A 25,286-nucleotide genomic window follows, 5' to 3' on the forward strand; every position below is an offset into this window, starting at 1 on the left:
AACCATAGACTCGGGCTTTTCGCAAAAGTTCTCCCCTCCAAGCAAGTTTCCTGCAGCCCTTGGTCGGCTTGCACGGAAGACGAGGCACGGTCATCGCCGGCTTCGTCGATAATCAGGTTACGTGTACGCAGGGACAGCCGGGACAGGCCTGCCGCCCTGCGTCGCCGCGGCAATTTGTGGCGTGCGGGCAACCTTCATAGGATTTCCGGCCATGTCGGAAAGTTCCCACAAAGGTTGGCCACGCTGGCAGCTGGCATGGAAATTGGCCACCGGGGGCTGCTATAAAGGCAGCCCGGTCGAGCGAACAATAGTTTCACTATGCCACCTGCGCGTGGCTATTGTGCCGCGCCCCCTCCAAAGATTACTAGTGTCCCGACATGAGCCAACAATTCCAACATGATGTCCTGGTGATCGGCAGCGGTGCCGCCGGTCTCAGCCTGGCACTCAACCTCCCCAGCCACCTGCGCATCGCCGTGCTGAGCAAGGGCGACCTGGCCAATGGCTCGACCTTCTGGGCCCAGGGCGGTGTCGCTGCGGTGCTGGACAATACCGACACAGTGCAGTCGCATGTGGAGGATACCCTCAATGCCGGCGGCGGCCTGTGCCATGAAGACGCCGTACGCTTCACTGTCGAACACAGCCGCGAAGCCATACAGTGGCTGATCGAACAAGGCGTACCGTTTACCCGCGACGAGCACTACAGCGTCGACGATGGCGGCTTCGAGTTCCACCTTACCCGCGAGGGCGGCCATAGCCACCGGCGGATCATCCACGCCGCCGATGCGACCGGTGCCGCCATTTTCACCACGCTGCTCAAGCAGGCCCGCTCGCGCCCGAATATCGAGCTGCTTGAACAGCGCGTGGCAGTCGACCTGATCACCGAGCGGCGCCTGGGCCTGCCCGGCGAGCGCTGCCTGGGCGCCTATGTGCTCAACCGCAACAGTGGTGAGGTCGACACCTTCGGGGCACGCTTCACCGTGCTGGCCACTGGCGGCGCGGCCAAGGTCTACCTCTACACCAGCAACCCCGACGGCGCGTGTGGCGACGGCATTGCCATGGCCTGGCGGGCCGGTTGCCGGGTGGCGAACCTGGAGTTCAACCAGTTCCACCCGACCTGCCTGTATCACCCGCAGGCCAAGAGCTTCCTGATCACCGAGGCCCTGCGTGGCGAGGGCGCCCTGCTGCGCCTGCCCAATGGCGAGCGTTTCATGCCACGTTTCGACCCGCGCGAGGAACTGGCGCCCCGCGATATCGTCGCCCGCGCCATCGACCACGAAATGAAGCGCCTGGGTGTGGACTGCGTGTACCTGGACATCACCCACAAGCCAGCCGAGTTCATCAAGGGCCACTTCCCCACCGTGTACGAGCGGTGCCTGGCGTTTGGCATCGACATCACCCGCCAGCCGATTCCGGTGGTGCCTGCCGCGCACTACACCTGCGGCGGGGTAATGGTCGACGACCGCGGCCACACCGATGTGCCGGGTTTGTACGCGATTGGCGAAACCAGTTTCACGGGCCTGCATGGCGCCAACCGCATGGCCAGCAACTCACTGCTGGAGTGTTTTGTGTATGGCCGCGCCGCGGCTGCCGACATCGAGGCCAACCTGCAGCAGGTGAGCATGCCAAGGGCTCTGCCGGGTTGGGATGCCAGCCAGGTGACCGATTCGGACGAGGACGTGATCATCGCGCACAACTGGGACGAGTTGCGGCGGTTCATGTGGGACTACGTGGGTATCGTGCGCACCAGCAAGCGCCTGCAGCGGGCGCAGCACCGCATTCGGCTGCTGCTGGATGAAATCGACGAGTTCTACAGTAACTACAAGGTCAGCCGCGACCTGATCGAACTGCGCAACCTGGCGCAGGTGGCCGAGCTGATGATCCTGTCGGCGATGCAGCGCAAAGAGAGCCGCGGCTTGCATTACACCCTGGACTACCCGGGCATGCTGGACGAAGCAAAGGACACGGTGCTCAGCCCGACCTGAGCGCTGCAGCGCCCCAGCGCCGCCGGCTGAATTTCAACCGCACCCGCAACCGCCGATGCTCGTCCGCGCCCAGGGCATCCGGCGGTACACACTGGCTTTGCCCCAACCAGCGCCCGGCGCGCTCAAAGCGCACCACCACCAACTCAGGCAGGGCCATGCTGTCCCGGCACAGCCGCACCGGCTGCCAACCACCACCACGGGTGTACACCTGCCAGCCGCGCACATCACGGCGCAAGCCGGTAACGGCCTGTTCATGGGTCAAGAGAATACGGCGGGGAAGCGCCCAGGCAGCGTGGGCAAGGCAGGCAATGATGAGGGTAAACGCCAGCCAGGCTGGCAGCGCGCTTGCCCACGCGGCAAGCCAGGCTACCCCCTGGCATGCCAGGTAGACCGCCAGCAGCCGGCGCGAGCCCTGCCAGCGGCACTCATAACACTCACTTGGGCTGGACACGGTCCAGAATGATGCGAACCATGCGCTGCAGCTCCGGGTCTTCAGACTCGGTGCGCTCCATGAACCAGCCGAACATGTCCTGATCCTCGCAGCTCAACAGGCGCACGTACAGTTCGCGGTCGGCCTCGTTGAGGGTGGGGTAGACTTCCTGGGTGAAAGGCACCAGCAGCACGTCCAGTTCCAGCATGCCGCGGCGGCTGTGCCAGAACAGCCGGTTGAGTTCAGTTTGTTCGACCATGGGGCCCTCCTCGAATGGCCCGCCAGTATACAGCCAGGCGAGCGCAGCGGCACCGGGCGTTGGTCTACTCACCTACCTATTTTGTTACCGGCGTTCTATGATGGCCGCCAGTCTTTAGCCACCGCGATGACCCATGGCCGATTCCGCTTTCTTCTGCCCCCTGTCCCACGAGGGCATCCTCGCCGTCCGCGGCTCCGATGCAGGCAAGTTCCTGCAAGGCCAGCTGACCTGCAACATCAACTATCTCAGCCAGGAACATGCCGGCCTCGGCGCCCGCTGCATGGTCAAGGGGCGCATGCAGTCGAGCTTCCGTATCCTGCCCGAAGGCAACGGCTACCTGCTGGCCATGGCCAGCGAGCTGCTCGAGGCGCAATTGGCCGACCTGAAGAAGTACGCCGTGTTTTCAAAGGCCACGCTCACCGATGAGAGCAGCGCCTGGGCACGCTTCGGCCTGCAAGGGGGCGAGGCGGCACTGCAAGCACTGGGGATCGACCTGCCCAGCGCCGCGGGCAGCACCGTGCGCCAGGCCGGGCTGATCGCGGTCACCGTGTCCGCCGGCCGCGTAGAGCTGTGGGTAGCGGCGGACAACGCCGAGCCCGTGCGCCAGGCCCTCGCCGCCGCCCTGCCCGAAGGCAGCCTCAACGACTGGCTGCTCGGCCAGGTCCGCGCCGGCATCGGTCAGGTCATGGGGCCGACCCGCGAGCTGTTCATTCCCCAGATGATCAACTTGCAAGCTGTCGATGGCGTCAGCTTCAAGAAGGGCTGCTACACCGGCCAGGAGATCGTCGCGCGCATGCAGTACCTGGGCAAGCTCAAGCGCCGTCAGTACCGCCTGGCGCTGGACCAGGCCGCCGTTCCGGCGCCGGGGGCGGAAATCTTCTCGCCCACCCACGGCTCGTCGGTCGGTGAAGTGGTGCTGGCCGCCAGCAACGGTGCCGGCTGCGAATTGCTCGCCGTGCTGAGTGCCGAGGCGGTAGAGGACGACAACCTGCACCTGGGCAGCCTGGAAGGCCCGCGCCTGCAGGTGCTGACCCTGCCTTACGAACTGGACCGCGACCGGGAAATCCAGCGCTGACCAGCCTGCCCCGCCCGCGTGGCGGGGCCGCACCACCACTGCGGTAGACACGCCCATGAACAAGCTGGCCGAGATGGTTCAAGCACAGTTGCTCGATGCCATCGAAAAGGATGACCTGGTCCTGCCGACCCTGCCCGAAGTTGCCTTGAGCATCCGTGAGGCGGCAGAAGACAGCGAGATCAGCGTAGCGGCCCTGAGCAAGGTGATCGGCCGTGATGCGGCGCTTTCGGCGCGCCTGATCAAGGTCGTCAACAGCCCGCTGCTGCGCGCGGCGGTAGAAGTGACCGACCTGCACACCGCCATCACGCGGCTGGGCATCAACTACAGCTGCAACCTCGCCATCGGCCTGGTCATCGAGCAGATTTTCCACGCCCGCTCGTCGGCCGTGGAGCAAAAATTGCGTGAAATCTGGGCCAACAGCCTGGAAGTGGCGGGCATCAGTTACGAAATCACGCGCCGCTACACCCAGCTCAAACCTGAGCAGGCGACCCTGGGTGGGCTGGTCAACCAGATTGGCGCGCTGCCCGTGCTGATCTACGCCGAAGAGCACAACGAACTGCTGTCCGACCCGGTGTGCCTGCATTATGTGATCGAGCAGATCCAGCCGGCGCTGGGTGACAAGATTCTCAAGGCGTGGGAGTTTCCGGAGCAATTGGTCAACCTGCCCTCGCAGGTTCAGGACCTGGACCGCCAGACTGACAAGGTCGACTACATCGACATCGTGCAGATCGCGCGTTGCATCAGCCAACGTGGGCGCCAGCGGCCGTTGGCGGCGCTGCCGGCGTACCGCCACCTGGGCTTGCCGTTCGGTACCGAACTTGAGGTGGAAGAGTTGCTTGAGGCGCGGAGCATGTTGCGCTGACCCGCTCAAACCTGCGCTGGCCGGCGGTGGGCCAGCACAGGCACCGCGTCAGTCCGCGATAAAACTCACCCGTACCCGCAACCCGCCCTTCGCGCCATCATGCAGGCTCACCTGCGCCAGGTGCGCCCGGCAGATCTCGCCCACGATGGCCAGCCCCAACCCGCTGCCCTGCGCACTGCGCCGGTAGAACCGCTCGAAGACCCGCTCGCGCTCAGCCTCGGGAATGCCAGGCCCGTCGTCTTCCACTTCCAGCACGGCCGGGGCCAGCACGCGAATGATCACATTGCCGCCCTGCGGTGTATGCGCCAGGGCATTGTCCACCAGGTTGCTCAACAGCTCGTTGAGCAACGTCGGCTCGCCCTTCAGCCAGACCGGCGCCTCGGCCTCCAGCGCCAGCGCAACGCCGCGCTTGTGCGCCAGGGGCGCCATGGCCATGCCCAGCTCCCGGGCCAGTTGGCTCAAGTCCAGGCGCTGCGCACCGCCCTCGGCAATCGCCCGCGCGCCGTTCTCCACCCGTGCCAATGACAGCAGCTGGTTGGCCAGGTGGGTCAACCTGTCGGTGCCCTGGGCGGCAGACTCCAACGTTTCCCGCCACGCCTGCGGCTCTGGCGAACGCAGGCCCAACTCGACGCGCGCCTTCAAGGCCGCCAGCGGCGTGCGCAGTTCGTGCGCGGCATCGGCAATGAACTGCGCCTGGCGCTCGAACTGGCCACGCAGGCGTTCAGTGAAGTGGTTCAAGGCACGCACCAATGGGCCCAACTCACGCTGCACCTGCACCACCGGCAGCGCCCGCAGGTCGTCGGGCTGGCGCTCCTCCACCGCTGTGCGCAGGCGCTCCAGCGGCCGCAGCGCCGCACTGACGGCGAACCACACCATCACCAGCGCCGCCAGCGCCAGCATGCCCAGGCGCAGCAAGGTATCGGCCATCAAGCCGCGGGCCATGCTCACCCGCGCCTCCTCGGTCTCGGCCACCCGGATTTCCGCCATGCCATTCATGTTCGGCTCGCTCACCGCCTTGAGCAAACTGACCACGCGCACGTCCTGGCCCAGGTAGGTGGCGTTGTAGAACCGCGCCAGCGCCGGGTAATCGTCGGTGCGGGGCGTGCCTGGCGGCGGTGGCGGCAGGTTCTCGTAACCGGAAATCAGCCGCTGCTGGATATCGAGCACGGTGTAGTAAATGCGCCCGGCGCTGTCGTAGGCGAAGGTGTCCAGCGCCACGTAAGGCACGTCGGCGCTCAGCGAGCCATCGCGCTGCGACAGCCCCGCGGCGATGGTCCGTGCCGAGGCCAGCAGGGTACGGTCGTAGGCTGTATCGGCAGCCTCGCGACCATTCCAGTAGGCGCTCAGGCCGCTGGCCAGCATCAGCACCACCAGCAGCAACGCCAGATTGCCCATCAAGCGCCCGCGCAGGCTGCCATTGTCACGCATCGCGGTGCTCTAGCAGGTAGCCCAGGCCGCGGAAGGTGACGATGGCTACCGGCTGGCCGTCGAGCTTCTTGCGCAAGCGGTGGATGTAGATTTCGATGGCATCGGGGCTGGCCTCCTCGTCCAGGCCGAAGACCTGGGCGGCCAGCTGCTCCTTGCTCATCACCCGGCCCGGGCGGGCGATCAGCGCCTCCAGCACACTCTGCTCACGGGAGGTCAGGGTCAGGTTGTCGTCGCCAAGGGCAAAACGCCGGGTATCGAGGTCGTACACCAACGGCCCGCAGCGCTGCTGGCGCTCCCCACCGAGCACGCTGCGCCGCAGCAGGGCTTTGACCCGGGCTTCCAGCTCGGTCAGCTCGAACGGCTTGGCCAGGTAGTCATCGGCCCCCAGGTTCAGGCCGTGGACCCGGTCCTTGACGTCGCTGCGGGCGGTCAGCATCAACACCGGCAGGGTCTTGCCGCGCCCACGCAAACGCGCCAGCACTTCAAAGCCATCCATGCGCGGCAAGCCGACATCCAGCACGGCCACTGCGTATTCTTCGCTGGCCAGGGCCAGGTCGGCGGCCACGCCGTCGTGCAGCACATCCACGGTCAGGCCCAGGCTTTTCAAGGCCAAGGCCACGCTTTCGGCCAGTTGCAGGTGGTCTTCGACCAGCAGCACACGCATCGGTTTCTCCCTCTCGGCTGGGGCAATGGCGCGGAGTGTACCGCTGTCGCCGGGCCTGTGAAGCCCCTTGAGGCAACCTTTCAGGTTGAAAGGTTAGCGAAAGGTTCGTTGCCTAGCATCGCCCTACGGTCGCGCCTCGCACCGAAAAAAGCACCAGCAAGGTGCAACGAATAAGAACAAAAACGGAGTCACCGACGATGCTGTCAGCACAGCCGCAGGCGTTTGCGCCTACCCGTTCCTTTGCCTCACGCCCCAGCACCCTCGCCAGCGCCCTGGCGCTCGCCGGTGTCGCCCCGCTGAGCCAGGCCGCCTTCTTCGAAGACAGCACGGCCACCTTCGAAACCCGCAACATGTACTTCAACCGCGATTTCCGCGACGGCACCAGCGCGCAACAATCCAAGCGCGATGAATGGGCCCAGGGCTTCATGCTCAACTTCGAGTCCGGCTACACCGATGGCACCGTAGGCTTCGGCGTGGACGCGCTGGGCATGCTCGGTATCAAGCTCGACTCCAGCCCGGACCGCACCGATACCGGCCTGCTGCCGACCCACGATGACGGCAAGGCTGCCGACGAATATTCCAAGCTGGGCCTGACCGGCAAGGTCAAGGTCTCCCAGACCGAACTGAAGATCGGCACGCTGATCCCCGAGCTGCCGACCCTGCAACCGAACGACGGCCGGATCCTGCCGCAAACCTTCGAAGGCGGCCTGCTCACCTCGAAGGAAATAAAGGGCCTGACGTTCACTGGCGGGCGCCTGGACAAAGCCAAGGACCGGAACGACACCAATTGGGAAGACCTGGCCCTGAACAACAAGAATGGCCGCTTCGGTGGTTCGTTCAGCGCCGATCACCTGGCCCTGGGTGGGCTCGACTACCAGTTCACCGACCGTATCACCGGCAGCTATCACTTCGCCCAGCTCGACGATATCTACCGCCAGCACTTCATCGGCATGGTCGCCACCCAGCCGTGGGGCCCAGGCACCCTCGGTGCCGACCTGCGCCTGGCCATCAGCGACGACGCCGGTGCCGCCAAGGCCGGCAACATCGACAACACCACGTTCAACGGCATGCTCAGCTACGCCCTGGGTGGGCACAAGGTCAGTGGCGCGTGGCAGCAATTGTCGGGCGACAGCGCGTTCCCTTATGTGGATGGCGCCGACCCCTACCTGGTCAACTTCGTGCAGATCAACGACTTCGCAGGCAAGGACGAGCGTTCCTGGCAGGCACGCTACGACTACAACTTCGCCGCCCTGGGCGTGCCCGGCCTGACCTTCATGACCCGCTACATCAGCGGCGATAATGTCAGCCGCGCCGCCGGTGGCGAAGGCAAAGAGTGGGAACGCGACACCGAAATGAAGTACGTCGTACAAAGCGGCCCGTTGAAGAACGTGGCCGTGCGTTTGCGCAACGCCACATTCCGCTCCAACCTCGCCCGCGATGCCGACGAAGTGCGGCTGCTGGTGAGCTACAGCGTGGCGCTGTGGTAAGCCGCTAGCCTAACCCGATAACAACAACATTCACGGAGATCGACGATGACCTTTTCACTGCGCCGCCTCGTCCTCGCTACCGGCTGCCTGCTGTTGGCCGGCAACGCCCTCGCTGCCGAACCGAAACGCCCCGAATGTATCGCCCCCGCCTCGCCGGGCGGCGGTTTCGACCTGACCTGCAAGCTGGTGCAAAGCGCCCTGGTGCAGGAAAATATCCTCAGCAAACCCATGCGCGTCACCTACATGCCCGGCGGTGTCGGCGCGGTGGCGTACAACGCCGTGGTCGCCCAACGCCCGGCTGACGCCGGCACACTGGTGGCCTGGTCCAGCGGTTCGTTGCTGAACCTGGCCCAGGGCAAGTTCGGCCGCTTCGACGAAAACGCCGTGAAATGGCTGGCCGCGGTCGGCACCAGTTACGGCGCCATCGCGGTGAAGAGCGACTCGCCCTACAAGACCCTCGACGACCTGGTCGCAGCACTGAAAAAAGACCCGAGCAAAGTGGTGATCGGCTCTGGCGGCACCGTCGGCAGCCAGGACTGGATGCAGACCGCCCTGATCGCCAAGGCCGCCGGGATCAACCCGCGCGACCTGCGTTACGTGGCCCTGGAAGGCGGCGGCGAAATTGCCACGGCCCTGCTGGGCGGCCACATCCAGGTGGGCTCGACCGACATTTCAGACTCCATGCCGCACATTCAGAGCGGCAACATGCGCATCCTCGCGGTGTTCTCGGAAAACCGCCTGGACGAGCCGGAGATGAAAGACATCCCGACTGCCAAGGAGCAGGGTTATGACATCGTCTGGCCAGTGGTGCGCGGTTTCTACCTGGGGCCAAAGGTCAGCGACGAGGATTACGCCTGGTGGAAGCAGTCGTTCGACAAGATGCTGGCTTCGGAAGACTTCGCCAAACTGCGTGACCAGCGCGAGCTGTTCCCGTTCGCCATGACCGGCGAAGAACTGGACGGCTATGTGAAGAAGCAAGTGGCTGACTACAAGACGCTGGCCAAGGAATTTGGCCTGATCCAGTAAGCCTGCCGGATCCACCACCATCCCTGTGTAGGAGCGGCCTTGCGTCGCGATTGGGCCGCAAAGCGGCCCCTGGAACAGCCGTGCGATGCTTCAGACAGATCGCAGAGGCTGGCTTTGCGGCCGCTTCGCGGCCGATCGCGACACAAGGCCGCTCCTACAGCGATCCCAACGAGGATTCCTTCATGATCCTGCAACGCCTCTTCGCCCTGGTCTTGCTGGCGGTGTGCGCCGTGCTTGCCGTAATGGCCTGGCCCTACCAGGCGGCGTTTTCCTATGAGCCGGTGGGCCCGCGTGCCTACCCACTGCTGATGCTCGGCCTGATGGGCCTGGGCCTGCTGTACCTGGCTATCCGCCCGACCCCGATCGTGCGCAAGGACGACGAACCAGAACTGGACCGCGCAACCCTGATCAAGATCGCCGCGTGCGTCGGCCTGCTGCTGGTTTTCGCCGCCACCTTCGAACCCCTGGGCTTCATTCTCAGTGCCAGCCTGGTGGGCCTGCCCATGGCGCGCCTGTACGGCGGCCGCTGGCTGCACAGCGCCATCGTGGTGGTGGGCATGAGCATCTTCCTCTACTGGCTGTTCGACCGCGTGATGGACGTGCCACTGCCCCTTGGCCTGCTGAGCGTACTGGAGAACTGACACATGGATACCTTGAGCTACCTGGGCCAGGGCTTCGGCGTTGCCCTGTCCCCCTATAACCTGGTCACCGCCCTGTCCGGCACCTTGATCGGCACCGTGGTCGGCCTGCTGCCGGGCCTGGGCCCGATCAACGGCGTGGCCCTGCTGATCCCGATTGCCTTCGCCCTCGGCCTGCCGCCAGAATCGGCGCTGATCCTGCTGGCAGCGGTGTACCTGGGCTGCGAGTACGGCGGGCGTATCAGCTCGATTCTGCTGAACATCCCGGGCGAGGCTTCGACCGTGATGACCACCCTCGACGGTTACCCGATGGCCCGCCAGGGCCTGGCTGGCGTTGCCCTGTCGCTGTCGGCCTGGAGTTCGTTCATCGGTGCGCTCATCGCCACCTGCGGCATGGTGCTGTTCGCCCCCCTGCTGGCCAAATGGGCGATTGCCTTCGGCCCGGCCGAGTACTTCGTGCTGATGGTGTTCGCCATCGTCTGCCTGGGCGGCATGGCCGGTGACAAACCGCTGAAAACCTTCATTGCCGCATTGATCGGGCTGTTCCTGTCGGCGGTCGGTATCGACGCCAACAGCGGCGTCTACCGCTTCACCGGCGACAGCGTGCACCTGGCCGATGGCATCCAGTTCGTGGTGTTGGTACTGGGCCTGTTCTCGATCAGCGAAATCCTCCTGCTGCTGGAAAAGACCCACCATGGCCACCAGGCGGTCAAGGCCACCGGGCGCATGCTGTTCAACTTCAAGGAAGCGGCTTCGGTGTTCGTGGTGAATATCCGCTGTGGCCTGCTCGGTTTCATCATGGGCGTGCTGCCGGGCGCTGGCGCCACGCTGGCCAGCGCCGTGGCCTACATGACCGAAAAACGCCTCGCCGGCACCAGCGGCAAGTTCGGCAAGGGCGACGCCCGTGGCCTGGCGGCACCCGAAACCGCCATTGGTGCTTCCTGCTGTGGCGCCCTGGTGCCCATGCTGACGCTGGGCGTACCGGGCTCCGGTACCACCGCGGTGATGATCGGTGCACTGACCCTGTACAACATCACCCCTGGCCCCCTGCTGTTCGAGCAGCAGCCAGACATCGTCTGGGGCCTGATCGCCTCGCTGTTCATCGCCAACATCATGCTGGTGATCCTCAACATCCCGATGATCCGCATCTTCACCCGCATCCTGGCCGTACCAAACTGGGCGCTGGTGCCGGTGATCGCCATCATCACCGCAATCGGCGTGTACGCCGTGCACGCCACCACCTTCGACCTGTTCCTGATGGTCGGCATCGGTATCATGGGCTACATCCTGCGCAAGCTGGACTTCCCGCTGTCGCCGATCCTGCTGGGCTTCATCCTCGGCGGCCTGATGGAACAGAACCTGCGCCGCGCGCTGTCGATTTCCAACGGTGAACTGGGCATCCTCTGGTCAAGCCCCATCAGCCTGTCGGTATGGGTGCTGACCCTGTGCATGCTGACCCTGCCGCTGCTGCGCATCTGGCGCAAACGTGCGAAGCAGCGTCGGGCCATGGCCGATGCCTGACCGGTCACTGCCGCTGTACGTTGCAACCGGGCTGGTCGGCCTTGCTGGGGGTTTTGCCGCCAGCAAGGTCGGCTGGCCTTTGCCTTGGATGATCGGCTCGCTGCTGGCGATCATCCTGGTGCGCTGCCTGACGCCCTGGCAATTGCCGGAAATACCCAATGGCCGCAAATGCGGGCAGTGGGTCATCGGCATCGGCATTGGCCTGCACTTCACCCCGGCGGTGATCGAGCAGGTCGCCAGCCACTTCGTCCTGATTTTCTTCAGCGCGGTGTTCACTACCGTGACCAGCGTGATCAGCGTGTGGCTGCTCAGGCGCAGCGGCGAGGACCGCGCCACTGCGTTCTTCGCCAGCATGCCCGGCGGTTCGGGAGAGATGGTCAACCTTGGCGCGCGCAACGGCGCGGTGCTCAGCCAGGTGGCGGCCGCGCAGAGCCTGCGGGTGCTGGCTGTGGTGTTGTGCGTACCGGCAATATTCAAGTACCTGCTGGGCGACGGCGTCGCGCTCAACCACGCAGGCAGCGTAAGTTGGAGCTGGTTGGCCCTGATTGCCCCGCTGGGCATTGCCGTGGCCCTGCTGTGGCAGCGCTTGCGCCAGCCCAACCCATGGCTGTTCGGGCCACTGCTGGTGGCGGCCTCGGTGAGCCTGGCCACCAACCTGCAGATCGCCCTGCCCAACGGCGCCAGCCAGATCGGCCAATGGTTGATTGGCAGCGCCCTGGCCTGCCACTTCAACCGCGAATTCTTCCGCCGCGCCCCATCGTTTCTCGCCCGCACCCTGCTGGCCACGGCATTTTGCATGGCCATTGCCGCCCTGGCCGCCTGGGCACTGAGCGTCCTGACGGCACTGGACTTGCGCTCGCTGACACTGGGCATGATGCCAGGCGGGATTGCCGAAATGAGCCTGACCGCAGAGACACTGCAGCTGTCGGTGCCACTGGTGACGGCTCTGCAGGTGATGCGGCTGCTGCTGGTGCTGTTCCTGGCCGAGCCATTGTTCCGCGCGTGGAACGCCAGGCCTTGATGAACGCAGCGCCCGGCGAGCGGTGAACCCGCTGGCCAGGCGCTGCGCCATTCCACATGACTACAACGGCGGCAACGCCCAGTTGATCGGCGCCAACCCGCGCTGCTCGAGGAAGCTGTTGGTGCGGCTGAAGTGCCCGCAGCCGAGAAAGCCGCGGTAAGCCGACAACGGTGACGGGTGCACCGACTTCAGCACCAGGTGCTTGGTGCCATCGATCAGCTTCTGCTTGCTCTGCGCATGGGCGCCCCACAGCAGAAACACCACGTGCGGGCACTGCTCGCTGACGACCTGGATGATCCGGTCGGTAAAGTGCTCCCAGCCTTTCTTGGCATGCGAGGCCGCATTCGCGCGCTCGACCGTCATGGTGGTGTTGAGCAGCAGCACGCCTTGCTCGGCCCAGCTTTGCAGGTAGCCGTGGCTGGCGATCGGGATGTTCAGGTCCCGCTGCAACTCTTTGTAGATATTGACCAGCGACGGCGGCGTGGCCACCCCAGGTTGCACCGAGAAGCACAAGCCGTGCGCCTGGCCAGGCCCGTGGTAAGGGTCCTGGCCGAGGATCACCACTTTCACCTGTTGCAGCGGTGTCGAGTTGAGCGCGTTGAAGATCAGCGGCCCTGGCGGGTAGATCTGCTTGCCGGCAGCGTACTCGCTACGCAGGAACTCGCGCAACTGATGCATGTAGGGCTGGTCGAACTCACCGCGCAACGCGGCCTTCCAGCTGGGTTCGAGTTTGATACGGTCGTCGTCAGTCATGGGGCCTTCCATAAACAATGGCGCGACACTAGGTAAGCCCTACCCGCTTGTCAAACGATCCGACCGACGACCGGCATGATTGGCCAGGCAAGCCATACTTGGGCCATGACTTGCGCGAGGTAGTCCATGACCATTCATTGCGAGGTGCTTACTGGCGCCGATGGCGCCCGCATGGGCATCGCCACCCTCGATGCGCCCATGGCGCTCAATGCCCTGACCCTGCCGATGATCGAGGCGCTGGGCGACCAGCTGCAGGCGTGGGCGCGCGACCCCGGGGTGGTCTGCGTGCTGTTGCGTGGCAGCGGCGCCAAGGCATTCTGCGCGGGGGGTGATGTGCGCGCGCTGGCCCAGGCTTGCCGCGATCAACCTGGCAGCGTGCCACCGCTGGCCGCCACCTTCTTCGCCGCCGAATACCGCCTGGACTACAGCCTGCACACCTACCCCAAACCTTTGCTGTGCTGGGGGCATGGCCATGTTCTGGGCGGCGGCATGGGGTTACTGCAAGGCGCCAACGTGCGCATTGTCACACCCAGCAGCCGTTTGGCCATGCCAGAGGTCAGCATCGGCTTGTACCCGGACGTGGGCGCCAGCTGGTTCCTGGCCCGGCTGCCAGGCAAACTGGGGCTGTTCCTTGGCCTGACCGGCGCCCCGCTCAACGCCCGCGATGCCCTGGACCTGGGTTTGGCCGACCGCTTCCTGGGTGAGCACCAGCAAGAAACCCTGGTCGATGAGCTGCTGCAACTGAACTGGCAGGAACACACCGCGTTGCAGCTCAACAGCCTGCTCAAGGCCGAACAGCACCGCGTGTGTGCCGAATTACCGGCCGCTCAATGGTTGCCGCGCCGGGCAGTGATCGACGCGTTGCTCGATGTTGCCGATGCGGCTGCCGCATGGCGCGCGCTGGAAAACCTGAAGCACCATGACGACCCATTGCTGGCCGACGCCGGCCAACGACTGCAGCAAGGCTGCCCGCTGACCGCCCATCTGGTTTGGGAGCAGATTCGCCGGGCGCGGCACCTGTCACTGGCGCAAGTGTTGCAGATGGAGTACTGCATGAGCCTGAACTGCTGCCGCCACCCGGAGTTCAGTGAAGGGGTACGCGCCCGCCTGCTGGACAAGGACAACCAGCCGCGCTGGCACTGGCCGGATGTGGCGCAGGTGCCGGCAGCGGTGGTTGAGGCTCACTTCGCCAAGGTGTGGGAGGGCAGTCACCCGCTGGCGGACCTGGGTTAGTGCAGTGGCTGCCTAGCGCTGCCATTGCCCCTGCCGGCGCGGCCCATCACCTGGCCCACCGCCATTGCCTGGCCCATTGGATTGCCAGCCGCCCCGCCGGTAGCGCTGGCTGCCATCGCGGTAGTCGTGCCGGTCCCGGTCACCCCGGTAGTCATCACGCTGGCGGTTGCCATAGTCATGGCGCGGGTTGCCGTGCCACTGGGTCACCGGCGGGCGTGGCTGCGGCCGGTAGTTGGGTGCGGGCTGATAGCGGTAACGCGGGGCGGGCTGGTAGTAGTAGCGTGGTGCCGGCTGGTAGTAGTAGCGTGGCTGTGGCGCCACGTAGTAACGGTCATAACGATAGTACCCGGGCGCTGCATAGCGGTCGCTGGTGTAATAGTCGGAGCGGTAGTAGCTGCCACTCTCGTAGTAAGGCGCGCAGGCGGAAGTCATCGACCCCAGCAGGGCGATCAACAGGATTCGATAGGACATGGCGGCCTCCTGGACCGCTGGAGTGCCCGCACAGCGGCGCTGTCGGGCGTCGATGCGAAATGTGTTCATCGACATTGAATAAGACACCGGGAACAAGGTGCAGTGCCATTCCTGCAATAATTTGATACAGCTGCCCGGGCACCGAATAACTTGCAGTCATTTCAGGGCTACCTCACTAGAATGGGCGGCTCGGCACACATCATGGGAAGATCATGCCTTTACGTTACACCCTGTTTTCGCAGCGTTCGCTGATCTTCACCCTCCTGTTGCTGCTGGCCTGCGGCTTTCTCGCCACCTCGCTGCTCAGTTACTTCGCTTCGCGCAGCGCTATCCGTGACGGCATCATCAACACCGAATTGCCGCTGACCTCCGACACGGTCTACTCGGAAATCCAGAAAGACCTGATTCGCCCGGTACTGATCGCCTCGATGATGGCCCAGGACACCTTCCTGCGCGACTGGGTGCTGTCCGGCGAGCAGGACACCGCCCGCATGACCCGCTACCTGGGCGAGGTCATGGGCAAGCAGGACACCTTCACCTCATTTTTCGTGTCCGACCGCACCCTGACCTACTACCAGGCCAAGGGGGTGCTCAAGCATGTCGACCCTGGTGTCTGGCGCGACGCCTGGTACTTCCGCCTGCGTGACCTCAAGGCACCTTATGAGATCAACGTCGACTTCGACATGGCCAACCATGACAGCCTGACCGTATTCATCAACTATCAGGTGCATGACTATCAGCAACGCTTCATCGGCGTCGCCGGTGTCGGCCTGAGCGTATCGTCGGTGGTCAAGCTGATCGACCGCTACCAACAACGCTACCAGCGCGCGGTACTATTCACCGACGCCAAGGGCAAGGTGCTGCTGACCGGCTCGGCAGGCGGCCCGCATGGCCTACAGGTGGGCCAGCGGCTCAGTGCCAACCCCGAACTGCAAAACCTGCTGGCCGAACGGCCGGTACCCAGCGAAGGCAGCCACGAGTACCGTGACAGCGACCAGCACAGCCACTTCCTCAACGTGCGCCAGTTGCCTGAACTGGACTGGTACCTGCTGGTGGACAAACGGGAAACCGGCGCGCTCGATCGCATCCGTCACTCGCTGTACCTGAACCTGGCAATCTGCACCATGATCACCCTGGTGGTACTGGCACTGGTACACGCCATGGTCCGCCGCCATCAGGCCAGCACAGAGGCCTTGGCGACGCTCGACAGCCTCACCGGCCTGCTCAACCGGCGCAGCTTCGACCTGCTGGCTGCCCAGGCCCTGCGCGAAGCCCAGCGCGACAATGGCCCGCTGGTGGCATTGCTGTTCGACCTGGACCACTTCAAGGCGTTAAACGATACCCATGGCCACCTGGCAGGCGACGAAGTGCTGCGCCAGTTCGCCAATGTGCTGCAAAGCAGCCTGCGCCAGTCGGATATACTGTGCCGCTGGGGTGGCGAGGAATTCATCGTGCTGCTGCGTGAGGCCGAGGGTCGGCACGCCATCGAGGTGGCGGAAAAGATCCGCCAGCGCACCGAACAGCTGACCTTCAGCTACGACGACCAGCCACTGCGCCTGACCACCAGCATCGGCCTGAGCAGCCTGCGACCGGGGGATACCCTGCACACCCTGCTGACCCGCGCCGACCGTGCCCTTTATCGTGCCAAACAGGCTGGCCGCAACCGTGTCTGTAGCGAAACCCCATGACTGATCAGCAACACTGCCCCGCTTGCGGCGCGCTCAACCACTGCAGCCTGGCCGACCCACGCCGGACCACCCAGGCCTGCTGGTGCTACGGTGTCACCATCGACCCGAGCGTGCTTCAGGCACTGCCCGCCGCGCTGCGGGACAAAGCCTGCCTGTGCCCGCGCTGCGCCGCCGTTGAAGACCAACTCCAATCACGCCCTTCCAGCTGACGCCAAGCCATGCGCCTCGATCGTTTCCTTGCCAACCTGCCCCACTGCAACCGCCAGCAAGCCCGGCTGATGCTGGCCCAGCGCCGTGTGCGCCTGGATGGCCAGGTCATCAGCGACCCGCTGGCCGAGGTGCGGGAGTTCAGCCGGGTGCAACTGGACGAGCAGTTGCTGCAGGCTGGCCGCCCGGCGCGCTACCTGATGCTGCACAAGCCGGCCGGCTGCGTGAGCGCAACCCACGACCCACAGCACCCCACTGTGCTCGAGCTGTTGCCGGCGGCGCTGCGTGCAGACCTGCACATCGCCGGGCGCCTGGACTTCAACACCACCGGCCTGATGATCCTGACCAACGATGGCCAGTGGTCGCGCCGCCTGACCCAGCCAGCGAACAAGCTGCCCAAGCAGTACCTGGTGGAAACCGAGGACGAGATTGCCGAGCACTATGTGGCCAAGTTCCGTGAAGGCTTCTACTTCGCCTTTGAGAACCTCACCACCCAGCCCGCCCAGCTGGACATTCTAGGGCCGCGCCAGGCGCGGCTGGCGATTGTCGAAGGGCGCTATCACCAGGTCAAACGCATGTTCGGGTTTTTCGACAACAAGGTCGTGGGGCTGCACCGGGAGAGCATGGGGGCGATCCGGCTCGACCCGGGGTTGGCGCCCGGCGCCTTTCGGCAACTCACGCGGGAAGAAATAGGCACCGTCTAGCCCGCCCGCGAACTCGCGCAACCTACCGCTGAGCGCGCACCATACGACCGCTCAGCGCCAAACGTCACAATTAAGCCCGAACGGCACTTGCAGGATCCCCGCCCCCCTGCTTGAATCCCAATCGTCAGTCTGCATGTGACCGCTAAGTCACGATCGTAGACCCAGACACTTTTTGTCGGCCACCCAGGGCCTAGATGCCTTGGGGCACGGCAGATTGCCCGCCATACAACAACACCGTCGACGCAAGTGCCAAGGATCGACACAGGGCCCCGGTTACTCTTCAGGCGAATGCCTACCTGTCATAAAGAACGTGCACCCTGATGTCCTGTTTCGGGAATGCGCTCTCTTTGAGCCAGTGGCTTGAGTGTTCGGCCAAGCCGCCGCCAAAAGTGAACGACCCGTTGCCGCGACAAGCCACCAGGTGACGCGAATACCCTTTTTGCGCCAGGAGTCGATGACATGAGGCCAGAAATCGCTGTACTTGATATTCAAGGTCAGTATCGGGTTTACACGGAGTTCTATCGCGCGGATGCGGCTGAGAATACGATCATCCTGATCAACGGCTCGCTGGCCACCACAGCCTCGTTCGCCCAGACGGTGCGTAACCTGCACCCGCAGTTCAATGTCGTCCTGTTCGACCAGCCCTACGCGGGCAAATCCAAACCGCACAACCGCCACGAACGGCTGATCAGCAAGGAGACGGAGGCGCATATCCTCCTTGAACTGATTGATCACTTCCAGGCCGACCACGTGATGTCGTTCTCGTGGGGCGGTGCCAGCACGCTACTGGCACTGGCGCACCAGCCGCGGTATGTGAAGAAGGCCGTGGTGAGTTCGTTCTCGCCGGTGATCAATGAACCAATGCGCGACTACCTGGCGCGCGGTTGCCAGTACTTGGCCGCCTGCGACCGCTATCAAGTCGGCAACCTGATCAACGACACCATCGGCAAGTACCTGCCGTCGCTGTTCAAGCGGTTCAACTACCGGCACGTCAGCAGCCTGGACAGCCACGAATACGCGCAGATGCACTTCCACATCAACCAGGTGCTGCAACATGACCTGGCACGGGCACTGGAGGGCGCGCGCGCTATCGATATTCCGGTGTTGTTCATCAATGGTGAACGCGACGAGTACACCACGGCCGCAGATGCACGGCAGTTCGGCAAACACGTGGGGCGCAGCCAGTTTGGGGTTATCCGCGGTGCAGGGCACTTTCTGGACATGGAGACCAAGGCCGCCTGCGAGGACACCCGCAATGCCATGCTGGGCTTCCTCAAGCCAACCCTGCGTGAAGCCCGGCAACGTTACCAGCCGCTGCAACAGGGGCAGCATGCACTGGCTATCTGAGCAACTCGGCGCCTTGGTGCGGATAGCCGCCGGCATGGGGCGCCGACACGCTTTTTTTATAACGTGGGCTTCTATTTCCCGCAGGGTTCTGGTAAAAAGTGCGGCGTAAGGCGGGTATAGTTTAGTGGTAAAACGAAAGCTTCCCAAGCTTTAGTTGAGGGTTCGATTCCCTCTACCCGCTCCACATTACATTCCCCCGCATGGCGTTCCGGCAACGTCATCGCTGTCAAAAGGAGCGTTCGCTCCTTTTTTCGTTTCTGCCAATCGCTTCGATCTGCTGCTTTCGATGATCAGCAGCATGGCCAATTGCCTGTCGATCCGTTTCAATGCGCCCAGGGTTTCGTGAAACATTTCGAAAGGACGACGCATGTTGCTCTCCCGCTGGCTACCGGGCCTTGCCAACCTGCTGCACTACCGCCGCGAATGGCTGCACGCCGACCTGCAGGCAGGGCTGTCGGTGGCAGCCATCCAGATCCCGATTGCCATCGCCTACGCCCAGATCGTGGGCTTGCCGCCGCAGTACGGCCTGTACGCCTGTGTGCTGCCGATGATGATCTACGCCCTGATCGGGAGCTCGCGCCAGTTGATGGTCGGCCCCGACGCGGCTACCTGCGCCATGATTGCCGGGGCCGTGGCGCCGCTGGCCTTGGGCGACCCGCAACGCACTGCCGAGCTGTCGGTCATCGTCACCGTACTGGTCGGGGTCATGCTGATTGCCGCTGGCCTGGCGCGGGCCGGGTTCATCGCCAGCTTCTTCTCGCGGCCGATTCTGATCGGCTACCTCAACGGTATCGGCCTGAGCCTGATCGCCGGGCAGTTGACCAAGGTGGTGGGGTTCAGCATCGAGGGCGACGGTTTCATCCTCAGCCTGATCAACTTCCTCCAACGCCTGGGCGAAATTCACGGGTTGACGTTGTGCATCGGCCTGGCCGCCCTAGGCCTGCTGATCTGGCTGCCACGCCGCTACCCGCGCCTGCCGGCCGCGCTAACGGTGGTGGCGCTGTTCATGCTGCTGGTGGGTCTGTTCGGCCTCGACCGCTTCGGCGTCGCCATACTTGGCCCGGTGCCGGCCGGCATCCCGCAACTGGCCTGGCCACACAGCAACCTGGCAGAAATGAAAAGCCTGCTGCGCGACGCCCTGGGTATCGCCACGGTCAGTTTCTGCAGCGCCATGCTCACCGCGCGCAGTTTCGCTGCCCGGCATGGCTACGCCATCAACGCCAACCACGAGTTCGTGGCGTTGGGCGTGAGCAATCTGGCCGCCGGGGTTTCCCAGGGTTTTGCCATCAGCGGTGCCGACTCGCGCACCGCCGTCAACGACATGGTCGGGGGCAAAAGCCAGCTGGTCGGCATCATCGCCGCCCTGGTGATCGCCTTGATCCTTTTGTTTTTCACCGCGCCCATGGCGTGGATCCCTCAGGCGGCGCTGGGCGCGGTGCTGCTGATGGCTGGCTGGGGGCTGATCGATATCAAGTCATTGGGCCACATTCGGCGCCTGAGCCGTTTCGAATTCTGGCTGTGCCTGCTGACCACCGTGGGGGTGCTGGGGCTGGGCGTGCTGCCTGGCATCGTGTTTGCCGTGACCTTGGCGATACTGCGCCTGTTGTACAGCATCTACCAGCCTACCGACGCCGTGCTCGGCTGGCTGCCGGGCACCGAAGGCCAGGTCGACATTCGCAAGTTCAAGGATGCGCGGACGGTGCCCGGCCTGGTGGTCTACCGTTTTGACGACGCAATCCTGTTCTTCAATGCCGACTACTTCAAGATGCGCCTTCTCGAGGCGGTGCAAGGCGAGGCCCAGCCCAAGGCCGTGTTGTTCGATGCCGAGGCCGTGACCAGTATCGATGTCAGCGGCATGGCCGCATTGCGTGAAGTGCGCGATACCCTGGCCGCGCAGGGCATTTTCTTCGCCATCGCCCGTGCCCGCGGCAGCTTCCTGCGCATGCTGGTGCGCTCGGGCATGGCGCGCGAGATGGAGGACAAATTGCTGTTCGGTTCGGTGCGCGCCGGCATCCGGGCCTACCGGGTATGGCGTAACCGCAAGCGCAGCGTGCCGGCCGCCAGGCAGGGTTGATGCCCCTTGCCCCCGCCTGACATGCTAAAGTCGCCCCGCGCCCGCACCACCAATGGACCCAGCATGCCTGTACTCGACGCCCCACTCCTGCCCTGGCCAGAACTTGCCGCCCGCCACCCCTGCGAAGCCCTGCTGCTGGGTAACGGCGCCAGCCGCGCAGTGTGGAAGCCGTTCGGCTATTTCTCGCTGTTCGAGGAGGCGCAACGCGCCGGTCGCAAGAAAGGCCTGGCGATCAGCGACCAGGCCCTGTTCAAGTCCTTGGGCACGGAGCTGTTCGAACCGGTGCTCAGCGCGCTCAACACCACCGTGCGCGCCAATGCTGCGCTCGCCATCAACTCCACTGCGCCGCTCAACCGCTATTACTCGATCAAGGAAGCGCTGATCCACGCCGTGCCCACCGTGCATCTGCCCTGGCGGCTGATGCCCCCGGCAACCCTGGCCGTGCTCAATCAGGCCTTGCGTGGCTATCGCAGCGTCTACACCAGCAACTACGACCTGCTGCTGCCTTGGGCCCTGCAACATGCCCCTCAGGGCTTCGCCGACCTGTTCGACGAGCAGGGTTACTTCGATGTGCGCCGGCGCAGCAGCGAGGGTACCCGGGTGATGCACCTGCACGGTGGCTTGCACCTGCTCAAGCAACCCGACGGCACCACCCGTCAACGCAGCGCCGAGAGCGCCGAGCTGCTGGAAGGTTTTGCCGTGAACATTCCCGGTGAGGTGCCGCTGTTCGTCAATGAAGACCGCAGCGACGAGAAACTGCGCGCCATCCGCCACTCGGACTACCTGAGCTGGTGCCTGGGGCAGCTGGCCCAGGAACACCGTGGCCTGTGCCTGTTCGGCCAGCACCTGGACAGCACTGACCAGCACCTGCTCGACGCCATTCGAATGGCCGGGCCCAAGCACCTGGCGATCGCCATTCGGCCGTTGAGTGAAGCGTCGGTGATCAACCAGAAGCAGCATTTCGTCGATCGCCTGGGCGCCATGCCGGGCACGTCACTGCACTTCTTCGATGCCACGACCCATCCGCTGGGGCAGGCATCGCTGTCTATCGAAGCCGTGGCCACCCGAGGTTGAGGCCAGCCTCAAGCGCCTGCTGAAGGGGCCAGGTCTGGCTCGCCGAGCACGCGTTCGTATGCTTTAGACACGTTAACGGCCATTGCCATGCGCGCAAGCTCCAACGTGCTCTTGCCGATCGGGTAGCTCCCTCGCGCCTGCAGCCATGGCAACACATCGGCCAGGTGCCACAGAGCGGTGCTGCCATCATGCACGGGTACTGGGAAGCTACCTGCATGGGCGAGCATCAATTTGCGCATGTTCTGCCGAGATACACCGATGAGTTCCGCCACATCGCTGAGCCCGACCAGATCGGGGGTCGCTTCGATCAGGCGAGCGCCTGGAACCGCTCTGGCAACATCACTCAATGCGCTCTCGATGGCCTGCCTGGCAGATGTCGCCTGGCGAGTGAATGCCAATGCCAGACGCCCAGGTTGACCTACACCAGCCAATGCATCATCACATCCGTACTGAGCCAGGCGCTCCAGCAACGCATCGATATCTTCGTTCCCGCTCAGCTGATACCTGAGAGTGAATTCATACTCCATCGCTACTCCTCCTTGGGGGTACACATTGCCAGCCTGTCAGCCGAACAGTGATCAACCACACGCCTCAACTGTCGCGCTAAATTACCGGCGTTACGCGGCGTGCTCCATATGCTGGTAATGCAATACTCCCCGCATCGACAGTCGGCATCGTTGAAAGGGCAATACATTTTTCCCCAACAATGTCCCCCGCCTACCACAACTCTCCATCCCTTTGATTCCGCGTGCCTCAAGGCCAGTTCGACCTCTTTCCTGGCATGACTGGGGCGGGCCATCAGCTTTTCTCCAGTGTGGACTTACTGCCCATGGGTTGTCAAATGACAACCCGGCTAACTGACTATTGAGCACGTCACACTACAGAAACGCTGATCAAAGAAATACTTGAAAGGCACAGCCAGGAAATGCCCTACAAGCATTACCGATCAAGGGCAAAGGAATTCTGTAGGGATGGTAGGGATACGCGCCCGCTCAGAGCAGCCCGTCGCACCGCAATAGCGTCTCCAGGCAATGCTCCTGCACCCCATAGAACGCCTTGAGCTGGGCGATTTTCTCCAGCAGCGCACGGTTGTCGCCCGGCTGGCGCCGCTTCACCGCAAGAATCATCTTGTTCTTGTTGGTGTGCTCCAGGGAGATGAACTCGAACACCTTGGTCTCATAACCACAGGCCTCCAGGTACAGCGCCCGCAAGCTGTCCGTGAGCATTTCGGCCTGCTGGCCCAGGTGCAGGCCGTATTGCAGCATTGGCTGCAGCAGGCCCGGGCTGTGCAGTTGCGGGCGGATCTGCTTGTGGCAGCACGGCGAACACATGATGATCGCGGCATTGCTGCGGATGCCGGTATGGATGGCATAGTCGGTGGCGATGTCACAGGCATGCAGGGCGATCATCACCTCGATGGCGTCGGGCACCACGCTGCGCACGTCACCACACTGGAACTCCAGGCCCGCATGCTGCAGCCGCACCGCGGCGGCGTTGCACAGGTCGACCATGTCCTGGCGCAGTTCAACCCCGGTCACCTGCGCTTCGCGGCCCAACGTATTGCGCAGGTAATCATGCATGGCGAAGGTCAGGTAGCCCTTGCCCGAGCCAAAGTCGGCCACCCGCAGTACCTGCTGTGCCGGCACCGGGGCGCTGGCCAGGGCGTGGTCGAAGACCTCGATGAACTTGTTGATCTGCTTCCACTTGCGCGACATGGACGGGATCAGTGCCCCCTGCGCGTCGGTCACGCCAAGGTCGCGCAGGAATGGACGCGACAGCTCCAGGTAGCGTTTTTTCTCACGGTCATGGCCACTGGCGGGCGCAGCCTCGCGCGGGGCTTGTGCGCCATGGCGCTGAAGCATCGGCTTGCCCTTCTTGCTGAAGGTCAGCTGTACTTCGCCATCGGCATCGAAGAGGTGGGCGTTGCGGAAGCTGCCCGGCAGCAACTCGGCCACCAGCGTCAAGGCATCGTCCAGGGCCAGGTTGCGGGTGATGTCTCGGGTCTGGTGACGGTAGACCAGTGACAGGCAGGGCTGGCCCTTGACCAACAGCGGCTTGGCGATGATTCGTTGCAGGGTCTGGTCGGCACCGACATGGCGCGCCAGCACCAGCTTGCTTAACGTGCCGCCCTGCAGGGCAGCGTTCAGCAGGTCGAGGAACTGGGCGAGTGCGTCCGGCGCGGCGGAAGCGGAATGACTGGCGGGCATGGACAAAGGGGCCTTGGGTAGCGGAACGCTCATTCTACCGTGTGCCGTGCGGCCAGGCATACCTTGGCCACCCACGGCCGCGTCACGCCCAGGCCAGGCCAGGCCAGGCGCTGCATAGCTTGTGGCAAACACCTGCCGCAAGCGCGACGCGGCCTGTGTGGGAGCGGGCGAGCCCGCGAAGAGCCCAACGCGGTGGCTGGCACCGGCGACGCCGATGTTCGCGGGCGCGCCCGCTCCCACAAGGGCCCGGCTAATTGAACAAGTTATGGATCGTTCAATAGGAGCTGGCGATGGGCTGCACAGCAGCCCCGAACTGCCTGCCCTCACCCAATTGCGCCTGCATGCTGCCTCAGTCGAGAATCACCAGGCGGTTTGGCAGCTCGTTACGCGCATGGGTCGGTGGCACCTGCTCGCTCAGTAACTCGCCGCAGGCCTCGATGCATTCGACAAAACCCTGCAGGGTCCGCCCCTGGCGCACCTGTTCGGCAAGCCGGCTGACAAGTGCCGCCCGAGCGCTGGCATCCAGGCAGTGCTCGATGCCGCGGTCAACCAGTATTTCCACATGCCGCTCCGCCTCGCTGACAAAAATCAGCACCGCCGTGCCAGCCGCCGTACGCTGCAGGTTCAGCTCGCGAAATTGCTGGTGCGCCAGGCGCGAAGCACGCCAGCGGCGCAGCACCCGGGGGATCAGCCAGCCGGCCAGGCGCGGGCTGCGCAGCAGCAGGCACAAGCCGACAAACAGCAGCATGTTGGCCACCAACAAGCCACGCACGCCCGGCCAGCCCAGCAGCCACTGCAGCAGGCCCGGCACGGCCAGTGCCAGCACGGCAGCCCAGAGCAGCGGCCAATACGCATAGTCGTCGGCACGCCGCGCCAGTACCGTCACCAGTTCGGCGTCGGTGTGCCGCTCGGCACGGGCTATGGCTTCGGCAATCTGCCGCTGATCATACTCGTCAAAAGGGGTCATGCCGTCGGTCTCTGAGCTTTCTTATAGTTGTTGTCCCGGCATACGGGGCTTCGTCCGCGGGTGACATATTCAGGCATAATCGGCCGCTGGAAGCATTGCCTGCAAATCGTACAACAATAGCCGCCTGAAAACTTCGGCCGCGCGCGTACCACCCTGGATACGGCAGAG

Annotated in this window: 26 protein-coding genes and 1 tRNA gene; 16 read left to right on the top strand and 11 right to left on the bottom strand. The window is 64.2% G+C overall.

The window, feature by feature from the left end; all coding sequences use genetic code 11:
* Window positions 1-377 precede the first annotated feature (377 nt).
* The gene (gene nadB, locus B3361_RS06875; protein ID WP_054905113.1) at window positions 378-1,982 is read left to right on the top strand and encodes an L-aspartate oxidase; all 1,605 of its coding nucleotides are present in this window, start codon (window positions 378-380) and stop codon (window positions 1,980-1,982) included.
* Here nadB and B3361_RS06880 read toward each other — a convergent pair.
* Together B3361_RS06880 and B3361_RS06885 are read right to left on the bottom strand one after the other, a co-directional pair.
* The gene (locus B3361_RS06880; RefSeq protein WP_054905112.1) at window positions 1,969-2,433 is read right to left on the bottom strand and encodes a protein YgfX; all 465 of its coding nucleotides are present in this window, start codon (window positions 2,431-2,433) and stop codon (window positions 1,969-1,971) included. The two genes, nadB and B3361_RS06880, sit on opposite strands and share 14 nt — an antisense overlap.
* Window positions 2,417-2,671 (bottom strand): succinate dehydrogenase assembly factor 2, encoded by a 255-nt coding sequence (locus B3361_RS06885; RefSeq protein WP_009684770.1) that lies wholly within the window; start codon window positions 2,669-2,671, stop codon window positions 2,417-2,419. Before B3361_RS06885 ends, B3361_RS06880 begins: the two co-directional genes overlap by 17 nt.
* 133 nt (window positions 2,672-2,804) lie before the next feature.
* Between B3361_RS06885 and B3361_RS06890 the strand changes: the two genes are divergently transcribed.
* Window positions 2,805-3,746, top strand: coding sequence for a YgfZ/GcvT domain-containing protein (locus B3361_RS06890; RefSeq protein WP_009684771.1), 942 nt, complete (start codon window positions 2,805-2,807; stop codon window positions 3,744-3,746).
* 55 nt (window positions 3,747-3,801) lie between these two features.
* The gene (locus B3361_RS06895) at window positions 3,802-4,608 is read left to right on the top strand and encodes an HDOD domain-containing protein (protein ID WP_009684772.1); all 807 of its coding nucleotides are present in this window, start codon (window positions 3,802-3,804) and stop codon (window positions 4,606-4,608) included.
* 48 nt (window positions 4,609-4,656) lie between these two features.
* On the opposite strand, the gene B3361_RS06900 is transcribed toward B3361_RS06895, so the two are convergent.
* On the bottom strand, window positions 4,657-6,036 hold the full coding sequence (locus B3361_RS06900) for a sensor histidine kinase (RefSeq protein ID WP_009684773.1): 1,380 nt from the start codon (window positions 6,034-6,036) through the stop codon (window positions 4,657-4,659).
* The gene (locus tag B3361_RS06905) at window positions 6,029-6,700 is read right to left on the bottom strand and encodes a response regulator (RefSeq protein WP_009684774.1); all 672 of its coding nucleotides are present in this window, start codon (window positions 6,698-6,700) and stop codon (window positions 6,029-6,031) included. Before B3361_RS06905 ends, B3361_RS06900 begins: the two co-directional genes overlap by 8 nt.
* Before the next feature lie 197 nt (window positions 6,701-6,897).
* Between B3361_RS06905 and B3361_RS06910 the strand changes: the two genes are divergently transcribed.
* The 5 genes from B3361_RS06910 to B3361_RS06930 all read left to right on the top strand — a co-directional run bounded on the left by B3361_RS06910 (window position 6,898) and on the right by B3361_RS06930 (window position 12,393).
* A complete protein-coding gene (locus B3361_RS06910; RefSeq protein WP_009684775.1) occupies window positions 6,898-8,187 on the top strand; it encodes an OprD family porin in 1,290 nt (429 codons plus the stop codon).
* A 45-nt stretch (window positions 8,188-8,232) separates the two neighbouring features.
* On the top strand, window positions 8,233-9,213 hold the full coding sequence (locus B3361_RS06915) for a Bug family tripartite tricarboxylate transporter substrate binding protein (protein WP_054905111.1): 981 nt from the start codon (window positions 8,233-8,235) through the stop codon (window positions 9,211-9,213).
* A 182-nt stretch (window positions 9,214-9,395) separates the two neighbouring features.
* Entirely contained in the window at window positions 9,396-9,854 is a 459-nt protein-coding gene (locus B3361_RS06920; RefSeq protein ID WP_054905110.1) for a tripartite tricarboxylate transporter TctB family protein, read from the top strand.
* Between the two features lie 3 nt (window positions 9,855-9,857).
* Window positions 9,858-11,372: a tripartite tricarboxylate transporter permease gene (locus tag B3361_RS06925; RefSeq protein WP_054905109.1), complete on the top strand. Its 1,515-nt coding sequence runs from the start codon at window positions 9,858-9,860 to the stop codon at window positions 11,370-11,372.
* Window positions 11,365-12,393 carry an AbrB family transcriptional regulator gene (locus B3361_RS06930; protein WP_054905108.1) on the top strand — a complete coding sequence of 343 codons (1,029 nt, stop codon included), beginning with the start codon at window positions 11,365-11,367 and terminating at the stop codon, window positions 12,391-12,393. Before B3361_RS06925 ends, B3361_RS06930 begins: the two co-directional genes overlap by 8 nt.
* Before the next feature lie 60 nt (window positions 12,394-12,453).
* Here B3361_RS06930 and ung read toward each other — a convergent pair whose 3' ends face one another.
* Window positions 12,454-13,146, bottom strand: a complete 693-nt coding sequence (ung, locus tag B3361_RS06935; RefSeq protein ID WP_009683066.1) for a uracil-DNA glycosylase — start codon at window positions 13,144-13,146, stop codon at window positions 12,454-12,456.
* A 126-nt stretch (window positions 13,147-13,272) separates the two neighbouring features.
* Here ung and B3361_RS06940 point away from each other — a divergent pair, with 126 nt between their 5' ends.
* On the top strand, window positions 13,273-14,379 hold the full coding sequence (locus tag B3361_RS06940) for an enoyl-CoA hydratase/isomerase family protein (RefSeq protein ID WP_029886128.1): 1,107 nt from the start codon (window positions 13,273-13,275) through the stop codon (window positions 14,377-14,379).
* A gap of 12 nt (window positions 14,380-14,391) precedes the next feature.
* Here the strand turns inward: B3361_RS06940 and B3361_RS06945 are convergent, their stop codons facing one another.
* A complete protein-coding gene (locus B3361_RS06945) occupies window positions 14,392-14,850 on the bottom strand; it encodes a hypothetical protein (protein ID WP_054905107.1) in 459 nt (152 codons plus the stop codon).
* Between the two features lie 212 nt (window positions 14,851-15,062).
* Between B3361_RS06945 and B3361_RS06950 the strand changes: the two genes are divergently transcribed.
* The 5 genes from B3361_RS06950 to B3361_RS06970 all read left to right on the top strand — a co-directional run bounded on the left by B3361_RS06950 (window position 15,063) and on the right by B3361_RS06970 (window position 18,980).
* The gene (locus B3361_RS06950) at window positions 15,063-16,538 is read left to right on the top strand and encodes a sensor domain-containing diguanylate cyclase (protein ID WP_286920147.1); all 1,476 of its coding nucleotides are present in this window, start codon (window positions 15,063-15,065) and stop codon (window positions 16,536-16,538) included.
* Window positions 16,535-16,747: a cysteine-rich CWC family protein gene (locus tag B3361_RS06955; protein WP_286920148.1), complete on the top strand. Its 213-nt coding sequence runs from the start codon at window positions 16,535-16,537 to the stop codon at window positions 16,745-16,747. The genes B3361_RS06950 and B3361_RS06955 overlap by 4 nt, the downstream gene beginning before the upstream one ends.
* Window positions 16,748-16,756: 9 nt before the next feature.
* Window positions 16,757-17,449, top strand: coding sequence for a pseudouridine synthase (locus tag B3361_RS06960; RefSeq protein WP_054905105.1), 693 nt, complete (start codon window positions 16,757-16,759; stop codon window positions 17,447-17,449).
* Between the two features lie 459 nt (window positions 17,450-17,908).
* Complete coding sequence (locus B3361_RS06965; RefSeq protein WP_054905104.1) at window positions 17,909-18,796, top strand: alpha/beta fold hydrolase; 888 nt, start codon at window positions 17,909-17,911, stop codon at window positions 18,794-18,796.
* Between the two features lie 110 nt (window positions 18,797-18,906).
* Window positions 18,907-18,980 (top strand) — tRNA-Gly (locus tag B3361_RS06970).
* 2 nt (window positions 18,981-18,982) lie between these two features.
* Here the strand turns inward: B3361_RS06970 and B3361_RS06975 are convergent.
* Window positions 18,983-19,165, bottom strand: coding sequence for a hypothetical protein (locus tag B3361_RS06975; RefSeq protein ID WP_009683073.1), 183 nt, complete (start codon window positions 19,163-19,165; stop codon window positions 18,983-18,985).
* Here B3361_RS06975 and B3361_RS06980 point away from each other — a divergent pair.
* Both B3361_RS06980 and B3361_RS06985 read left to right on the top strand, forming a co-directional pair.
* Window positions 19,164-20,870: a SulP family inorganic anion transporter gene (locus B3361_RS06980; RefSeq protein WP_054905623.1), complete on the top strand. Its 1,707-nt coding sequence runs from the start codon at window positions 19,164-19,166 to the stop codon at window positions 20,868-20,870. The genes B3361_RS06975 and B3361_RS06980 overlap by 2 nt on opposite strands.
* A 63-nt stretch (window positions 20,871-20,933) precedes the next feature.
* On the top strand, window positions 20,934-21,944 hold the full coding sequence (locus B3361_RS06985; protein ID WP_286920149.1) for a DUF4917 family protein: 1,011 nt from the start codon (window positions 20,934-20,936) through the stop codon (window positions 21,942-21,944).
* A gap of 8 nt (window positions 21,945-21,952) precedes the next feature.
* On the opposite strand, the gene B3361_RS06990 is transcribed toward B3361_RS06985, so the two are convergent.
* From B3361_RS06990 to B3361_RS07005, 4 genes are all read right to left on the bottom strand, one after another.
* Window positions 21,953-22,471: a helix-turn-helix transcriptional regulator gene (locus tag B3361_RS06990; protein ID WP_054905625.1), complete on the bottom strand. Its 519-nt coding sequence runs from the start codon at window positions 22,469-22,471 to the stop codon at window positions 21,953-21,955.
* A 2-nt stretch (window positions 22,472-22,473) separates the two neighbouring features.
* Window positions 22,474-22,743, bottom strand: a complete 270-nt coding sequence (locus B3361_RS06995) for a hypothetical protein (protein WP_082414699.1) — start codon at window positions 22,741-22,743, stop codon at window positions 22,474-22,476.
* A 193-nt stretch (window positions 22,744-22,936) separates the two neighbouring features.
* A complete protein-coding gene (locus tag B3361_RS07000) occupies window positions 22,937-24,151 on the bottom strand; it encodes a class I SAM-dependent methyltransferase (protein ID WP_054905626.1) in 1,215 nt (404 codons plus the stop codon).
* A 349-nt stretch (window positions 24,152-24,500) separates the two neighbouring features.
* Window positions 24,501-25,118 (bottom strand): TPM domain-containing protein, encoded by a 618-nt coding sequence (locus B3361_RS07005; RefSeq protein ID WP_054905627.1) that lies wholly within the window; start codon window positions 25,116-25,118, stop codon window positions 24,501-24,503.
* Between the last annotated feature and the right edge of the window lie 168 nt (window positions 25,119-25,286).

This window comes from Pseudomonas sp. UBA6699 (assembly GCF_002454615.1).
Lineage (GTDB): Bacteria > Pseudomonadota > Gammaproteobacteria > Pseudomonadales > Pseudomonadaceae > Aquipseudomonas > Aquipseudomonas juntendi.

Excerpts from the sequence above, each read along its gene's own strand:
- nadB (WP_054905113.1), top strand. The coding sequence starts at position 378 with ATGAGCCAACAATTCCAACATGATGTCCTGGTGATCGGCAGCGGTGCC.
- B3361_RS06885 (WP_009684770.1), bottom strand. The coding sequence starts at position 2,671 with ATGGTCGAACAAACTGAACTCAACCGGCTGTTCTGGCACAGCCGCCGC.
- B3361_RS06890 (WP_009684771.1), top strand. The coding sequence starts at position 2,805 with ATGGCCGATTCCGCTTTCTTCTGCCCCCTGTCCCACGAGGGCATCCTC.
- B3361_RS06895 (WP_009684772.1), top strand. The coding sequence starts at position 3,802 with ATGAACAAGCTGGCCGAGATGGTTCAAGCACAGTTGCTCGATGCCATC.
- B3361_RS06900 (WP_009684773.1), bottom strand. The coding sequence starts at position 6,036 with ATGCGTGACAATGGCAGCCTGCGCGGGCGCTTGATGGGCAATCTGGCG.
- B3361_RS06905 (WP_009684774.1), bottom strand. The coding sequence starts at position 6,700 with ATGCGTGTGCTGCTGGTCGAAGACCACCTGCAACTGGCCGAAAGCGTG.
- B3361_RS06910 (WP_009684775.1), top strand. The coding sequence starts at position 6,898 with ATGCTGTCAGCACAGCCGCAGGCGTTTGCGCCTACCCGTTCCTTTGCC.
- B3361_RS06915 (WP_054905111.1), top strand. The coding sequence starts at position 8,233 with ATGACCTTTTCACTGCGCCGCCTCGTCCTCGCTACCGGCTGCCTGCTG.
- B3361_RS06920 (WP_054905110.1), top strand. The coding sequence starts at position 9,396 with ATGATCCTGCAACGCCTCTTCGCCCTGGTCTTGCTGGCGGTGTGCGCC.
- B3361_RS06925 (WP_054905109.1), top strand. The coding sequence starts at position 9,858 with ATGGATACCTTGAGCTACCTGGGCCAGGGCTTCGGCGTTGCCCTGTCC.
- B3361_RS06930 (WP_054905108.1), top strand. The coding sequence starts at position 11,365 with ATGCCTGACCGGTCACTGCCGCTGTACGTTGCAACCGGGCTGGTCGGC.
- ung (WP_009683066.1), bottom strand. The coding sequence starts at position 13,146 with ATGACTGACGACGACCGTATCAAACTCGAACCCAGCTGGAAGGCCGCG.
- B3361_RS06940 (WP_029886128.1), top strand. The coding sequence starts at position 13,273 with ATGACCATTCATTGCGAGGTGCTTACTGGCGCCGATGGCGCCCGCATG.
- B3361_RS06945 (WP_054905107.1), bottom strand. The coding sequence starts at position 14,850 with ATGTCCTATCGAATCCTGTTGATCGCCCTGCTGGGGTCGATGACTTCC.
- B3361_RS06950 (WP_286920147.1), top strand. The coding sequence starts at position 15,063 with ATGCCTTTACGTTACACCCTGTTTTCGCAGCGTTCGCTGATCTTCACC.
- B3361_RS06955 (WP_286920148.1), top strand. The coding sequence starts at position 16,535 with ATGACTGATCAGCAACACTGCCCCGCTTGCGGCGCGCTCAACCACTGC.
- B3361_RS06960 (WP_054905105.1), top strand. The coding sequence starts at position 16,757 with ATGCGCCTCGATCGTTTCCTTGCCAACCTGCCCCACTGCAACCGCCAG.
- B3361_RS06965 (WP_054905104.1), top strand. The coding sequence starts at position 17,909 with ATGAGGCCAGAAATCGCTGTACTTGATATTCAAGGTCAGTATCGGGTT.
- B3361_RS06980 (WP_054905623.1), top strand. The coding sequence starts at position 19,164 with ATGTTGCTCTCCCGCTGGCTACCGGGCCTTGCCAACCTGCTGCACTAC.
- B3361_RS06975 (WP_009683073.1), bottom strand. The coding sequence starts at position 19,165 with ATGCGTCGTCCTTTCGAAATGTTTCACGAAACCCTGGGCGCATTGAAA.
- B3361_RS06985 (WP_286920149.1), top strand. The coding sequence starts at position 20,934 with ATGCCTGTACTCGACGCCCCACTCCTGCCCTGGCCAGAACTTGCCGCC.
- B3361_RS06990 (WP_054905625.1), bottom strand. The coding sequence starts at position 22,471 with ATGGAGTATGAATTCACTCTCAGGTATCAGCTGAGCGGGAACGAAGAT.
- B3361_RS06995 (WP_082414699.1), bottom strand. The coding sequence starts at position 22,743 with ATGGCCCGCCCCAGTCATGCCAGGAAAGAGGTCGAACTGGCCTTGAGG.
- B3361_RS07000 (WP_054905626.1), bottom strand. The coding sequence starts at position 24,151 with ATGCCCGCCAGTCATTCCGCTTCCGCCGCGCCGGACGCACTCGCCCAG.
- B3361_RS07005 (WP_054905627.1), bottom strand. The coding sequence starts at position 25,118 with ATGACCCCTTTTGACGAGTATGATCAGCGGCAGATTGCCGAAGCCATA.